Origin of the sequence: Rhizobium sp. TRM96647 (assembly GCF_025780115.1) — a bacterium.
Lineage (GTDB): Bacteria > Pseudomonadota > Alphaproteobacteria > Rhizobiales > Rhizobiaceae > Mycoplana.
On sequence record NZ_JAOXHF010000004.1, the window covers coordinates 389,844 to 404,183 of the forward strand.

Consider the following 14,340-nt stretch of genomic DNA (forward strand, 5'->3'; position numbering starts at 1 on the left):
TCACATTGCTGCCGTATAAGCGCAACCGGCAGGTCCTCCAACCTCTCGGTGCGGCAGCATGATGCCTTTGTTTCACGGCTTCAAGCACAATCGCTATATAACCTTGACGTAAACGTCAACAAGGAAGTGGCTGGTCTCCGTCGCCTGCTGGCAAGCCGGTCGGTTCCGTGGGAGAATGTTGGAAAAGCCGGATGCCGGAAGGAGGCGACAGGATGGCCCGACACACCGGCCGGATGGTTTCGACGCTTCTGCTGGCCTTCCTGGCTGCCGCGCCCGCGCCTGCCATCGATGCCCTGCGCCCTCGCCACGGCCCCGTCGTGGTCGGCCAGGACCCGGTGGATGCGCTCGGGCTTGGCCGTGATCCCGTCGACCGTTTGCGCGGCGCCCCGACCTACCGTGGCCTTCGCGGCGCCTCGGCCTACCGCGACGGCTACTATCGCCATAGCAACGGCTACTGGTATCCGCGATGGGCCTTCGGCACCGGCGAGATGCTCGGCGACGTCACCGTCGGGCCCGGCGCGCCGGTCTACGGGATGACCCCGCAGCAATGGTGTGCCAATCGCTACCGGAGCTATCGGCGTTCGGACAACAGCTACCAGCCCCTGAGCGGGCCGCGCCGACCCTGCCTGCCGCGCTAAATCGCGTCGCGATCTTTCAGATTCGCTCCCGCGCTTTAGTCCTTTGATTTTACGCATGTCGTCGTCGCAAAACCGCTGCACACTTTGCCCGACATGCTTTGGATCGCGGTGGGGCAAAAAAATGTCGCACCGTCAAGGTTTTCTTTGCCGTGACATCAGACACTGGTATCACCATATGAGGCAAAGCGCCCCGAATTGCGTCACGTGCGGAGCCGCATCGAACAGGAGGAACACGGTGCACCAGCCCGAACTGCGCAACACCCGCCATGAACCGCGCCTGCTGGGAGCCGCGCGGACGAGTGGCGTCGCCCTGATCTCCTCGATCTCCGCCGCGCGCTGGCTGCTGTTCCTCGTCATCGTCGCCGGCGTCTATTTCTTCCACGGTTTTGTCGTGCCGGTTCTTGCCGCGCTGGTGATCGCCACGGCCAGCTGGCCGCTGTTCTGTCGGCTGCGGCGGGCGCTCAACGGCCAGCGCACGCTCGCGGCCGCGATCGCGATCCTGCTGATCCTCGCCTTCATCATCGTGCCGATCATGTTCGCCGTCACCTACGCTTTCCAGGAGGTGCGGGAGTGGATCGGCTGGGCTGTCGCGACCAACAAGACCGGCGCCCCGGTGCCGGAATGGATCCGCGCGCTGCCGATCGTCGGCGAATGGATGGCCAATCGCTGGACCCAGCTTCTCGACCATCCCGGCGCGATCGGCGAAGTGACGCAGATCATCAGCGGCGCCAACATCGCCAATATCTATCGCGTCGCTCTGGCCGCCGGCGGCGCCGCCTTCCATCTGCTTCTGACGATGCTGTTCATGCTGATCGCGCTCTTCTTCATCTATCGCGACGGCGAGACCTTCCTGTCGCAGGTGGACAGCATCGGCGAGCGCATCCTGCCGATGCGCTGGGAGCGGATCTCGCGCATCGTCCCCGCCACGATCAGCTCCACCGTCACCGGCATGACGCTGATCGCGATCGGCGAGGGCATCGTGCTCGGCATCGCCTACTGGGTCGCCGGCGTTCCTTCCGCCGTCACCCTTGGTGTGCTGACGGGACTGATGGCGCTCTTTCCGGGCGGTGCGCCGCTCGCCTTCACGCTGGTGTCGATCTACCTCGTCGCCAGCGGATCGGCCGTCGCCGGCATCGCCCTCTTCCTCTGGGGCTCGATCGAGCTCTTCATCGTCGACAAGACGCTGCGCCCGAAACTGGTCGGCGGGCCGATCAAGCTGCCGTTCCTGCCCACCTTCTTCGGCCTCATCGGCGGGGTGAAGACCATGGGCTTCCTCGGCCTGTTCATCGGTCCGGTGCTGATGGCGCTCCTCGTCGCCATCTGGCGCGAATGGGTCCGCGAGGTCGAGATGACCGAGGAGCCGCCGGTCATCGAGAAGGCGGCCGAGAAGACCGCGGCGGAGTAACCTGCCGGGCAGGGGTGCCCGGTGGCCGGAACCGTCTCATCGCGCTCCGCGCCGATGGCGCGTGCAAGAATTCTGGAATTGGGAAAAATGGTGCCGCTTACGTGACTCGAACACGTGACCCCATCATTACGAATGATGTGCTCTACCGACTGAGCTAAAGCGGCCCGCTTCCGGCCCGAAGCATTGTGGGCCGGAATGTGTGGGGCTGATAGCCGCATTGCGGCAAGATTTCAAGTCATCTGTTTCCGCACCGGCAATTTTCTCCTTGGCATCCGGAGAGAAGGGCTTCAGAGGGTGGCGAGGCGCTGGCGGGCTGTCCGATATTCCGCCTCCAGTCGCGCCACGAAGGTCTCCGTGCTCGTGATGTCCTTGACGGCGCCGATGCCCTGGCCGCAGCCCCAGATGTCCTTCCAGGCCTTGGCGCCGGTCTCGGCCTTCTCGAAATCCATCTTGGTCGGATCGGCTTCCGGCAGGTTGTCGGGGTCGAGGCCCGCAGCGCGGATCGACGAGCGCAGGTAGTTGCCGTGGATGCCGGTGAAGGCGTTGGAGTAGACGATGTCGGCCGCGTTCGCCTCGACGATGGCCGCCTTGTAGGCATCGCTGGCGCGCGCCTCGGTCGTGGCGATGAAGGGCGAGCCGATATAGGCCATGTCCGCGCCCATCGCCTGGGCGGCGAGGATGGCGCCGCCGGTGGCAATCGCGCCGGAGAGGATGAGCGGCCCGTCGAACCAGGTCCGGATCTCCTGGACGAGAGCGAAGGGAGAGAGCGTGCCGGCATGCCCGCCGGCCCCGGCCGCCACTGCGATCAGCCCGTCGGCGCCCTTGCGGATCGCCGAGTTGGCGTGGCGGTTGTTGATGACGTCATGCAGGACGATGCCGCCATAGGAATGAATGGCGTCGTTGACTTCGGGAACGGCGCCGAGGGACGAGATGACGATCGGCACCTTGTATTTGACGCACAGCATCAGGTCGTGCTCGAGCCGCCGGTTCGACTTGTGGACGATCTGGTTGACGGCGAAGGGTGCGGCCGGGCGATCCGGATGCCGCGCATCGTGGTCGCGCAGCGCCTCGGTGATCTCCGCCAGCCATTCGTCGAGCTGCGCTTCCGGCCGGGCGTTCAGCGCCGGAAAGGCGCCGACGACGCCCGCCTTGCACTGCGCCAGCGTCAGTTCGGGATGCGATATGATGAAGAGGGGAGAGGCGATGACAGGCAGGCAGAGCTTGTCGCGGAGGATGGCAGGCAGGGTCATGTCGCGGTCCGGATTGTAGTTACGTTTACGGAAACGTCAAAGAGACTAGCAGCGTTCGCCGCCGTTGCAAAGGTGGCGCAGGCTTCCACGCGATCCTGCCCTGAGGTCCGGGAGACGGGAGATCGCAGCCCTCGCCGTTATCCCCGGCGGCGACTTGCCCTGCATCATCCGAGACTTGCGGAAAGTGGCTTCAACGTTTACCGAATTCTTAACAGACGACAACGAAGACGCCTTGGGCTCGTTTGCCTGCGCGGCACGGGCCGTGCGCGGGCCCCCAGGGAGGCAATGTGAGCGGACTGGAACAGGCCATCAGAAGCGCTTTGGCGCGTGCCGAAAGCGGCAATCCCGAAACCCGCGCGCGGATCTATCAGTCGGCCCGCAATGCGCTTGAGGCGGGCCTGCGCAAGCAGGAGATCAACGATCCCGAAGCGATCGCCGCCCAGCGCCATCGCCTGGAGACGACGATCCGCCAGATCGAGGCTGAACAGCGCGCCGCGCTCAAGGCCGCGCGCCAGGAGCCGGTCCCCGGTGGATCGGTCGCCGGCAGCCCGGAATCCGCCCCGCGTCCGCAGCCGACAGGCAGCGTGGGTTCCCCCGCTCCGGAAATCCCGCGCAAGGTGAACGAGGCGCCGGCCGGCCCGACGGCAGACCGCGAGCCCACGCTCGACGAGATCCGGCCGGAGCGCGGAGATGGCTTCGGGCCGGCTGCGGCAGGCCCCAGACCGGCCACACGGCAACCGGCGCCCGAAGCCGAATCCATCGTCGCCGCCTCGCCGCGCGTCGCCAAGGCGCCGCGGCGCCGGGGGCGGCTGTTCTCCTTCCTGCTCGTCGTTGCGACCCTTGTCGCCGTGCTGGGGACGGCCGTCTGGTGGGTGCGGAGCAGCGGCCTGCTTCTGCCGCCGTCCGCGCGCGACGGCAGCGTCGCCAATCCGCCGCAGAGCGTGAGCGGGGAGGATTTCCCGGCTGGCCCGACGGGTGGCGAGGCGCTGGACACGCACAACAGCTTCTCCGCCGACTGGCGCGAGGTCTTCGATCCCGCCGACACCGGCGCCCTGTCGGCGGCAGCCGGTGGCCGGTTCGAGCAGGTCAGCACGGACGAGGGACCCGCGGTCCGGCTCGTTTCGACATCGGCCGACCGCGAGGGCGCCGTCGCCGTCGCCGTCGCGCCCGAGGTGCTGCAGGCCATGGCCGGAAAGACCTCGACGATCGCACTCACCGTGGAGCCGGACAGCGGCAAGCCGGTTCAGGTCTCCGTCGAATGCGATTTCGGCACGCTCGGCAATTGCGGCCGCCATCGGTTCGCCGTGGCCGACCGCACCGATCTTTTGTTCCAGGTCACCTTCGAGGGGTCGCTTTCGCCGAGTGCTGCGGGCCGCCTCCTGATCAACAGCGATGTCACCGGCGCCGGAGCGGGCGTCAACCTCTTCGCCGTCCGCATCCTGCCGGGCGAGTGACCGGGCGAGGGCGGTTTCCTATTTCAGGAATTTCGGTCCCGAGCCGATGATCTTGTCGTCGATCTCGCCGATCGCCTTCTTGTCCTTGCCGTCGTAGTCGAGACGGTCGAGGATGCAGCGGATGGCGTTGATCCGGGCGCGGCGCTTGTCGTTGGCGCGCACGACCGTCCACGGCGCCCAGGGCTTGTGGGTCTCCTCGAGCATGCGGTCGCGCTTCTCGGTGTAGTCGTCCCACTTGGCCAGCGCCGCGATGTCCATCGGCGACAGCTTCCAGGTCTTCAGCGGGTCGTGGCGGCGGTCGTGGAAACGCTTGATCTGCATCTCGCGGCCGATGTTGAGCCAGAACTTGAAGAACACGATCCGGTCGGTGATCACCATCCGTTCGAAATCCGGCGTCTCGACCAGGAATTTCTCATATTGCTCCGGCGTGCAGAAGCCCATGACGGGCTCGACGCCTGCCCGGTTGTACCAGGAGCGGTCGAACAGCACGAACTCGCCGGCGGTCGGAAACTGGGAGACATAGCGCTGGTAGTACCATTGGCCCTGCTCGGTCTCGGTTGGCTTGGCGAGCGCCACCACCCGCGCCGAGCGCGGGTTGAGAAAGGCGCGGGTGACGAAGATCAGTCCGCCCTTTCCGGCGGCGTCCCGTCCCTCGTAGACTGCGATCACCCGTTTGCCGGTGGCCTGCAGCCAGTACTGCGCCTTGACGAGCTCGATCTGCAGCCGCTCCAGCGTTTCCGCGTACTCGTCCTTGTCGAGTTTCTTCTCATAGGGATAGCCGCCGGAGGAGAATGCCTTGTCGTCGACCCAGGCCGGAAGTTTCGGGTCGTCGATGTCGAAGCTGCGCTTCTTGCCGCCGATCTCGAGTTCCACGGGCTTGATGTCGGGAAAAATGGCCATACTCCGGGCTCCTTCGCGCAACGGTGCGGCGAGGAGGCCACATCCGGATTGCGATTTCAAGCGCACCGTGAAAAACATGTCATGAAATCAGGGTAGGGCTGCCTGTTGACGAAGAATCACGGAGCAGGCCGATGCGGGTGAGGAAGGGAATTCTGGTGGAAGAGCGCGGGTCGACAGTCCGGTGGCTCTTGGCCCAGCTCTGGGACGAGCGCGTTCTCCTGGCTGCCGTCGTCTTCACGGGTTTTCTGATGTGGATGGGCGGCATCCCGGCCGGCTGGATCGCCTTCGTCGTCACGCTGCTGGCGCTCGCGGGCTTTGCACGCGGCGAACGCCTGGAGCGGCTGTCGCCGCCGGCGACCGCCCCGGCCCTGCGCACGGAGACGGAGGCGAGCGGCGGGCTCGATGCGATCGCGGCCCTGATCGACGCCCTCGACATGCCCGTTCTGATCGTCACCGCCGACGAGACGGTCCGGCTGCAGAACCGCGCCGCCACGGCGCTGTTCGGGCCCATCCCGCGCAATGCCGACCTCGCCGGGCGCATTCGCGCGCCGGGAATTCTCGACATGGCGCGCGACGTTATCGCCACGGGCCAGGCGAAGGAGATCGAGCACTCCGAACGGCTGCCCTCCGAAACAGTCTACATCGTCCGCGCGGCGCCGATGCCGGCGCTCGATCATCGTCTCGGCGCCGGGCGCTATATCCTGATTACCTTCCGCGACGTCTCGCAGGCGCGCCGGATCGACCGGATGCGGTCGGATTTCGTCGCCAATGCCAGCCATGAACTGCGCACGCCGCTGGCCTCGCTCCGGGGCTTCATCGAAACCCTGCAGGGGCCGGCCAGGGACGACCGCAAGGCGCACGAGCGCTTTCTCGGCATCATGCACGACCAGACGACGCGGATGAGCCGGCTGGTCGACGATCTCCTGTCGCTCTCGCGGCTGGAGCTCAAGGCCAACATCGTGCCGGACCAGATCGTCGAACTCGGCGCCCTGCTCGGACACGTGCGCGACAGCCTGCAGCCGTTCGCCGCCGATCTCGGGGTCGAGATTTCCCTGGATCTTCCGCCCCACCCGGCACAGGTCGCAGGCGACCGCGACGAACTGATCGAGGTCTTCGAGAACCTCGTCGAGAACGCCTGCAAATATGGGCAGGAAGGCAAGCGGGTCGAGGTCCGCCTGTCCTCGTCCGAGGGCGGCAACGCCGAGGTGTCCGTCACCGATTTCGGCCCGGGCATCGCGCCGGAGCACGTTCCGCGCATCACCGAGCGTTTCTATCGCGTCAATGTCGAGGCCAGCCGTTCGAAAAAGGGCACCGGTCTCGGCCTTGCCATCGCCAAGCATATCCTCACCCGCCACCGCGCGCGCCTCGTGGTGAGGTCTGAGATCGGCAAGGGCACGGTCTTTGTCGTCAAGTTCTGACACAAAGGACGGCCTGCCACAGCCATTATGGGAAATAAGGAAGTGTTTCCAGTAGCTTGGAGTGTCATAAATGTTTCGCGAAACTGACATAAAAGCTATGGCGATCGGGCGCTAGACAGAGGCCGCTGATCGACGGCAGGCATGAGCCGACCGCCGGCCTACCCACACAAGCCCATAACGGGAGAATTCATATGAAATCTGTTAGCCTCACCGTAGCCGCGCTGGCTGCCTCGGTTGCATTTGCTGGTGTTGCCGCTGCGCGCGACCAGGTCCAGATCGCCGGCTCCTCCACGGTTCTGCCCTATGCCAAGATCGTTGCCGAGACCTTCGGCGAGACCTTCGGCGACTTCAAGACGCCGGTCGTCGAATCCGGCGGCTCGGGCGCCGGCCTGAAGGAATTCTGCAAGGGCGTCGGCGAGGACACGATCGACATCGCCAACGCCTCGCGCGCCATCAAGGAATCCGAACTGGAGGCCTGCAAGGCCGCCGGCGTGACGGACGTCCAGGAAGTCAAGATCGGCTATGACGGCATCGTGTTCGCGACCGACGCCGGCCTGCCGGACATCGCCTTCGTCCCGGCCGACATCTACAAGGCGCTCGCCGCTGAAGTCGTCGTCGACGGCAAGCTCGTCGCCAACCCCTACAAGAAGTGGTCGGAAGTCAATTCGGCGCTTCCGGACGTCGATATCGCTGCCTACATCCCGGGCGAGAAGCACGGCACCCGCGAAGTCTTCGAAGAGAAGGTTCTCGCTGAAGGCTGCGAAGCTTCCGGCGCTGCAGAGGTGATCAAGGCTATTGTTTCCGAGAAGGATGCACAGTTTGAAAAGTGCATTGCAGTCCGCAAGGACGGCGTTGCGGTCGATATCGACGGCGACTACTCCGAGACGCTCGCCCGCATCGCCGCCAACAAGACCGGCGTCGGCGTGTTCGGCCTGTCCTTCTACGAAAACAACGCCGACAAGCTGAAGGTCGCCACCGTCAGCGGCGTCACGCCTTCGGTCGAGACGATCTCGTCCGGCGAATACCCGGTCTCGCGCCCGCTGTTCTTCTACGTCAAGAAGGCGCACATCGGCGTCGTTCCGGGCCTGAAGGAATATGTCGAGTTCTTCGTATCCGACCAGATGATCGGCCCCGACAGCCCGCTGGCTGAATACGGCCTCGTCTCGGCTCCCGACGCAGAGCGCGAAGAGATCCGCTCGGCTGTCGAAGGCGGCAAGACCATGTAATGAAAACGGAACCGGCGCAGGCAATCCTGCGCCGGTTCCGCCTTTCCGCACTGATACCGCATGAGGCGGCTGGGACATCCGCATGAGCACGACGCTTCTATTTGCCATCCTTCTGGTCATCGCCGTGGTGGCCTTTATTCTGGGACGCATGCGGGCGGGGGCCCTTTCGCAAGGACGGTCCTCGGCGCTTCACTCGCGACCGAACTACTACGGCGCCTTCGCGGCGCTGGTGGCTTTCCTGCCGCCGCTGATCCTCGTCGCCATCTGGCTGGCGGTCAGCCCCTTCGTCATCAATTCGGCCGTCCGCGACACCTTTCCAGAAGAGGTGAAGGGACAGTCCCAGGCCCAGCAGAGCCTCGCCTTCGGCATGGTCTCGACCATCGCGCGCGGCCTTCCCTGGCTGTCGGAAGACGAGGTGCGCGCCGTCAAGCAGGATCCCTCGAGCCTTCAGTCGGTCTTTGCGGGCAAGGGTGTCGCGGTCGCCGCCGAAGCGCAGCCCTACATGCTGGATTCCGCCGCCACGCTGAACGCGATGGCGCAGACGAGCCGCACGCTGCTGTCGGCACTGGCGATCGCGCTGTCGGTCGTCGGCGCGTTCTTCGCCCTGCGTGTCGTCGCGCCCCGGTTCCGCGCCCGCAACCAGGTCGAGCGCGTCATGCTGTGGGCGCTTCTGCTCGCCTCCTCCATCGCCATCCTGACGACCGTCGGCATCGTCGCCTCCATGCTGACCGAGGCCCTGCGCTTCTTCAACGCGGTGCCGGCCCACGAATTCTTCTTCGGCACGGTCTGGGATCCGCGCTTTGCCGGCGCCGGAGCAAGTTCGAACGGCCAGTTCGGCCTGATCCCGCTCCTGGCCGGCACGCTCTATATCGGCTTCGTCGCCATGCTCGTGGCGGTTCCGGTCGGCCTGTTCGCGGCGATCTACATGGCGGAGTATGCCAGCCCGCGCATGCGCTCCCTGGCAAAGCCGCTGCTGGAGGTGCTGGCCGGCATTCCGACGATCGTCTACGGCTTTTTCGCGCTCGTCACCGTCGGCCCGTTCCTGCGGGACATCTCCGCCCAGTTGAGCGGGCTCGTCACCGGAGACTATGCCAGCTTCATCCAGGCCCAGAGCGTAATCACCGCCGGTATCGTCATGGGCATCATGCTGATCCCTTACGTCTCGTCCCTGTCCGACGACATCATCACGGCGGTGCCGCGCGCGCTGCGTGACGGCTCGCTCGGTCTCGGCGCCACCCGGTCGGAAACGATCAAGCGCGTCATCCTGCCGGCAGCCCTGCCGGGCATCGTCGGCGCACTGCTGATGACGGCCTCGCGCGCGATCGGCGAGACGATGATCGTCGTGCTCGCCGCCGGCGTCGCCGCCCGCATGCAGATCAACCCGTTTGAGCCGATGACGACCGTGACGGTGAAGATCGTCAACCAGCTCACCGGCGACCTCGAATTCACCTCCCCGCAGACGCTCGTGGCCTTTGCGCTCGGCATCACGCTGTTCTGCATCACGCTGGCGCTCAATATCTACGCGCTCTACATCGTCCGCAAGTATCGGGAGCAGTACGAATGACCGAGATCGTCTCACAGGCTTCCGGCCAGATCACCTCCACGGCGCCCGTGCGCCGCGACATCGGCATCCGCCGCCGCTACGCCGCCGAACGCCGCTTCCGCTTCTATGGGCTGGCAGCGATCGCCTTCGGCCTGGTCTTCCTGTTCCTGCTTCTGTGGTCGGTCGTCGGCAAGGGCTATACCGCCTTCTGGCAGACCGAGCTCACCCTGCCGATCACCTTCTCGCAGGAGGTCATCGATCCCGACAACAAGCGCGAAACCGACCCCAAGGTGCTGCAGGCAGCCAACTATCCGGTCCTGGTCCGCAACGCGCTCGCCGAAAAGCTCGGCGTCGCCGCGAACGACCGGGCGGCGCTGCGCCAGGTATCTGGCCTGTTCTCCGACAGCGCGCGCGTGAAACTGCGCGACATGGTGATGTCCGACCCGTCGATCATCGGCAAGACCCTGCCGGTGACGATACTCGCCAGCGCCAATATCGACAGCGCCTTCAAGGGCCAGTTCGACATGACCGTCGACGAGAGCAGCCGCCGCGTCTCCGACCGGCAGGTCGCCTGGATGGACCAGCTCGTCGAGGAAGGCGTGCTCGCCTCGGGCTTCAATACGGGCCTGTTCGTCAACGGCAATTCGAGCCGCCCGGAAGCCGCCGGCCTCGGCGTGGCGCTGGTCGGCTCGCTCTACCTGATGGGCATCGTGCTGGTGCTGTCGCTGCCGATCGGCGTTGCAGCCTCCATCTACCTGGAGGAATTCGCGCCGAAGAACCGGCTGACCGACCTGATCGAGGTGAACATCAACAATCTCGCGGCCGTCCCCTCGATCGTCTACGGTCTGCTCGGTCTCGCCGTCTTCATCAACTTTGCCGGCCTGCCGCGTTCCGCGCCGCTCGTCGGCGGGCTGGTGCTGACGCTGATGACGCTGCCGACGATCATCATCGCCACCCGCGCGGCCCTTCGCGCCGTGCCGCCCTCGATCCGCGCCGCCGCCCTCGGGCTCGGCGCCTCGAAGATGCAGACGACGTTCCACCATGTCCTGCCGCTCGCCATGCCCGGCATCCTGACCGGCACGATCATCGGCCTGGCGCATGCGCTCGGCGAGACCGCGCCGCTGCTTCTGATCGGCATGGTCGCCTTCGTCGCCAACATCCCCGCCACGCCGCTCGATCCGTCGACGGCGCTGCCGGTGCAGATCTACATGTGGGCGAACGAGGCCGAGCGCGCCTTCGTGGAGCGCACCTCCGGCGCGATCATCGTGCTGCTCGTTTTCCTGATCATCATGAACCTGGGCGCCATCCTGTTGCGGCGTCGTTTCGAACGCCGCTGGTAGTGGGGTAGAGAAGATGAACATCATGACCGAAGCTGCGACCGAAGAACTTTTGGAAAAGAAGATGAACACTGTTCCTCTGAAGATGGTCGGCAAAGACGTCTCCGTCTTTTACGGCGACAAGCGCGCCCTGTACGACGTGAACCTCAATGTCCGCGAGAACACGGTGACCGCGCTGATCGGCCCCTCGGGTTGCGGCAAGTCGACGTTCCTGCGCACGCTGAACCGTATGAACGACACGATCGACGGCTGCCGCGTCACCGGCATGATCACGCTGGACGGCGAAGACGTCTACGATCCGTCGATCGACGTGGTCGAACTGCGCGCCCGCGTCGGCATGGTGTTCCAGAAGCCGAACCCGTTCCCGAAGTCGATCTACGAGAACGTGGCCTATGGCCCGCGGATCCACGGACTGGCGAAGTCCAAGGCCGAACTCGACCAGGTGGTAGAGCAGAGCCTGCAGAAGGCGGGCCTCTGGAACGAGGTCAAGGATCGCCTGCAGGAGGGCGGCACGGGCCTTTCGGGCGGCCAGCAGCAGCGTCTGTGCATCGCCCGCGCCGTCGCCGTCAGCCCGGAAGTGATCCTGATGGACGAGCCCTGCTCGGCGCTCGATCCGATCGCCACCGCCAAGGTGGAGGAACTGATCCACGAACTGCGGACGAACTTCACGATCGTCATCGTCACCCACTCGATGCAGCAGGCCGCGCGCGTCTCGCAGCGCACCGCCATGTTCCACCTCGGCAACCTCGTCGAGGAGAACGACACCGACAAGATGTTCACCAATCCGGACGACCAGCGTACGCAGGACTACATCATGGGTCGCTTCGGCTGACGCCTGCCGTCGCCGGCAAAAGACCATGGCGCCTGCGCCAGTTGAGGAACAAGAAACATGACACCGACCCATATCGTTTCGATCTACGATGAAGAGCTGAAATATCTCACCCGCCGCATCTCCGAGATGGGGGGCACGGCCGAGCAGATGGTGGGCGACAGCGTGCGCGCGCTGGTCAACACCAACGTGGCGCTGGCGCAGAAGGTGATCTCCGAGGACGTCATCCTCGACACCGCCGAACGGCAGATCAACGAGAAGGCGATCGTCACGATCGCCAAGCGCCAGCCGATGGCGGCCGACCTGCGCGAGATCATGGGGGCGATCCGCATCGCCGCCGAACTCGAGCGCGTCGGCGACCTCGGCAAGAACACAGCCAAGCGCGTCGTCTCGGTGCAGGGTTCCGGCATTCCGCGCAACCTCGCCCGCGGCCTCGAACACCTGGCCGAACTGGCGCTGATGCAGCTCAAGGAAGTCCTCGACGTCTATGCCTCGCGCAACATCGAGAAGGCCAAGGAGATCCGTGAGCGCGACGACGAGATCGATGCGATCTACACCTCGCTGTTCCGCGAACTTCTGACCTACATGATGGAAGATCCGCGCAACATCACGCCCTGCACGCATCTGCTCTTCTGCGCCAAGAACATCGAGCGCATCGGCGACCATGCGACCAACATCGCCGAGACGATCTTCTACATGGCGACCGGCTCGCAGCCGGAAGGCGAACGTCCGAAGGACGACCACACCACGTCTGTGGGTGCCATCGAGGAATGATGTCGTCGAACCGCCCGCCGATCGACGCGGCGGTCACATGGCGGTCCGGGGTGGTCGCAGGTGGGCCGCTCGGACCAGGAATGAGCATGGCCCAGGAGTGAGCAAGGCATGGTTCCAAAGATTACCGTGGTCGAAGACGAGGAGGCGCTGAGCGTCCTCCTGCGCTACAACCTCGAGGCCGAGGGCTTCGAGGTCGATACGATCCTGCGCGGCGACGAGGCGGAGATCCGCCTGCAGGAGCGCCAGCCCGATCTTCTGATCCTCGACTGGATGCTGCCCGGCGTCTCCGGCATTGAACTCTGCCGGCGTCTGCGCCAGCGCTCGGAGACCGAGCGGTTGCCGATCATCATGCTGACGGCGCGCGGCGAGGAGAGCGAGCGCGTTCGCGGGCTCGCCACCGGCGCGGACGATTACGTGGTCAAGCCCTTCTCGACGCCCGAACTGATGGCGCGGGTCAAGGCGATGCTGCGGCGCGCCCGGCCAGAGGTCGTCTCGACGCTCCTCAAGTGCGGCGATATCGAACTCGACCGCGAGACCCATCGCGTCCACCGCCGCTCGCGCGAGGTGCGGTTGGGGCCGACGGAATTCCGTCTGCTGGAGTTCCTGATGTCGTCCCCCGCCCGCGTCTTCTCCCGCTCGCAGCTTCTGGATGGTGTCTGGGGTCACGACATCTATGTCGACGAACGAACCGTCGACGTCCATGTCGGCCGCCTGCGCAAGGCGCTGAACTTCTCCAACATGAACGACGTCATCCGCACGGTGCGTGGCGCAGGCTATTCGCTGGAAGCCTGAAATCGGGCGGACGGTCATTGCGACAACGAAAAACGGGCCCGTCGAAGGCCCGTTTTTCGTTGTTCCGTATCCTGTGGCACACGGAGCCCTCGCTCAGCGTGCCCGGCGGCGCTCTGCCGAGGGCTGGTAGGCGAGCCGCTGGTGGTAGGTGCAGTAGGGGGAATTGTCCGGGGATTCGTTGCCGCAGAAGTGGAAGTCGTCCTTCAGCGGGTCGCCGTTCGGCCACTTGCAGGTACGCTCGGTCAGTTGCGTCAGCTCGAGGCGGCGCGACATCGGCACGACGACGTTGGCGACGACCCGGGTGATCGGCTCTTCGTCATACTCGAAGGCGACCTCTTCCTTGGTGACGACGGCGCCGGTCGGACGGGCGATCGTGCGGGTGGCGACGCGCGGAGCGAAGTTCGCAGGACGCGGTGCCGAAGCCGGGCGCTTGGCGCGGGCCGCCGTCGGCGCGCCGCCGGACTTGGCCCGGCCGGGCAGGGCGAGACGGTGGACCTTGCCGATAACCGCATTGCGGCTGACGCCGCCGAGCTGTGCCGCGATCTGGCTGGCGCTCAGTCCTTCGGACCAGAGCTTCTTCAGCTTCTCGACCCTCTCGTCCGTCCAGTTCATCTCCGTCATCTCCTCGTTTCAGCGTTCGTTGCCGAGAATCCCTCGGCGCTGCCCGGATTTCTCCGCAGCGCGAAATGCTCTGATACTGTTGGTGACTAGTTCCGCCGCATGCAGTCTAGCAATTGAGTTTTAACCTACCGACAGGGGGACTCTGTGACAAGA

At 65.4% G+C, this 14,340-nt stretch carries 13 protein-coding genes and 1 tRNA gene; 10 read left to right on the top strand and 4 right to left on the bottom strand.

The window, feature by feature from the left end:
- Positions 1-212 precede the first annotated feature (212 nt).
- The gene (locus OCK02_RS10440) at positions 213-638 is read left to right on the top strand and encodes a BA14K family protein (protein ID WP_263812990.1); all 426 of its coding nucleotides are present in this window, start codon (positions 213-215) and stop codon (positions 636-638) included.
- Between the two features lie 235 nt (positions 639-873).
- The gene (locus tag OCK02_RS10445; protein WP_412178795.1) at positions 874-2,043 is read left to right on the top strand and encodes an AI-2E family transporter; all 1,170 of its coding nucleotides are present in this window, start codon (positions 874-876) and stop codon (positions 2,041-2,043) included.
- Between the two features lie 88 nt (positions 2,044-2,131).
- Here the strand turns inward: OCK02_RS10445 and OCK02_RS10450 are convergent.
- Positions 2,132-2,207, bottom strand: a tRNA-Thr gene (locus tag OCK02_RS10450).
- A 123-nt stretch (positions 2,208-2,330) separates the two neighbouring features.
- Positions 2,331-3,293, bottom strand: a complete 963-nt coding sequence (locus OCK02_RS10455) for an NAD(P)H-dependent flavin oxidoreductase (protein ID WP_263812991.1) — start codon at positions 3,291-3,293, stop codon at positions 2,331-2,333.
- Between the two features lie 287 nt (positions 3,294-3,580).
- Here OCK02_RS10455 and OCK02_RS10460 point away from each other — a divergent pair, with 287 nt between their 5' ends.
- On the top strand, positions 3,581-4,747 hold the full coding sequence (locus tag OCK02_RS10460) for a biotin transporter BioY (protein WP_263812992.1): 1,167 nt from the start codon (positions 3,581-3,583) through the stop codon (positions 4,745-4,747).
- Between the two features lie 18 nt (positions 4,748-4,765).
- Here the strand turns inward: OCK02_RS10460 and ppk2 are convergent, their stop codons facing one another.
- The gene (gene ppk2, locus OCK02_RS10465; RefSeq protein WP_263812993.1) at positions 4,766-5,647 is read right to left on the bottom strand and encodes a polyphosphate kinase 2; all 882 of its coding nucleotides are present in this window, start codon (positions 5,645-5,647) and stop codon (positions 4,766-4,768) included.
- 131 nt (positions 5,648-5,778) lie between these two features.
- Here ppk2 and phoR point away from each other — a divergent pair, with 131 nt between their 5' ends.
- The 7 genes from phoR (at position 5,779) to phoB (ending at position 13,566) form a co-directional block, all read left to right on the top strand.
- Positions 5,779-7,065 (top strand): phosphate regulon sensor histidine kinase PhoR, encoded by a 1,287-nt coding sequence (gene phoR, locus OCK02_RS10470; protein ID WP_263812994.1) that lies wholly within the window; start codon positions 5,779-5,781, stop codon positions 7,063-7,065.
- Positions 7,066-7,256: 191 nt separating this feature from the next.
- A complete protein-coding gene (locus tag OCK02_RS10475) occupies positions 7,257-8,291 on the top strand; it encodes a substrate-binding domain-containing protein (RefSeq protein WP_263812995.1) in 1,035 nt (344 codons plus the stop codon).
- 82 nt (positions 8,292-8,373) lie between these two features.
- Positions 8,374-9,855, top strand: coding sequence for a phosphate ABC transporter permease subunit PstC (pstC, locus tag OCK02_RS10480; protein ID WP_263812996.1), 1,482 nt, complete (start codon positions 8,374-8,376; stop codon positions 9,853-9,855).
- A complete protein-coding gene (gene pstA / locus OCK02_RS10485) occupies positions 9,852-11,174 on the top strand; it encodes a phosphate ABC transporter permease PstA (protein WP_263812997.1) in 1,323 nt (440 codons plus the stop codon). The genes pstC and pstA overlap by 4 nt, the downstream gene beginning before the upstream one ends.
- A gap of 13 nt (positions 11,175-11,187) precedes the next feature.
- Positions 11,188-12,003, top strand: coding sequence for a phosphate ABC transporter ATP-binding protein PstB (gene pstB / locus OCK02_RS10490; protein WP_263812998.1), 816 nt, complete (start codon positions 11,188-11,190; stop codon positions 12,001-12,003).
- 57 nt (positions 12,004-12,060) lie between these two features.
- Positions 12,061-12,774, top strand: coding sequence for a phosphate signaling complex protein PhoU (phoU, locus tag OCK02_RS10495; protein WP_230807376.1), 714 nt, complete (start codon positions 12,061-12,063; stop codon positions 12,772-12,774).
- Between the two features lie 108 nt (positions 12,775-12,882).
- Complete coding sequence (gene phoB / locus OCK02_RS10500; RefSeq protein WP_230807375.1) at positions 12,883-13,566, top strand: phosphate regulon transcriptional regulator PhoB; 684 nt, start codon at positions 12,883-12,885, stop codon at positions 13,564-13,566.
- 93 nt (positions 13,567-13,659) lie between these two features.
- On the opposite strand, the gene OCK02_RS10505 is transcribed toward phoB, so the two are convergent.
- The gene (locus tag OCK02_RS10505; protein ID WP_263812999.1) at positions 13,660-14,178 is read right to left on the bottom strand and encodes a GcrA family cell cycle regulator; all 519 of its coding nucleotides are present in this window, start codon (positions 14,176-14,178) and stop codon (positions 13,660-13,662) included.
- Positions 14,179-14,340 lie beyond the last annotated feature (162 nt).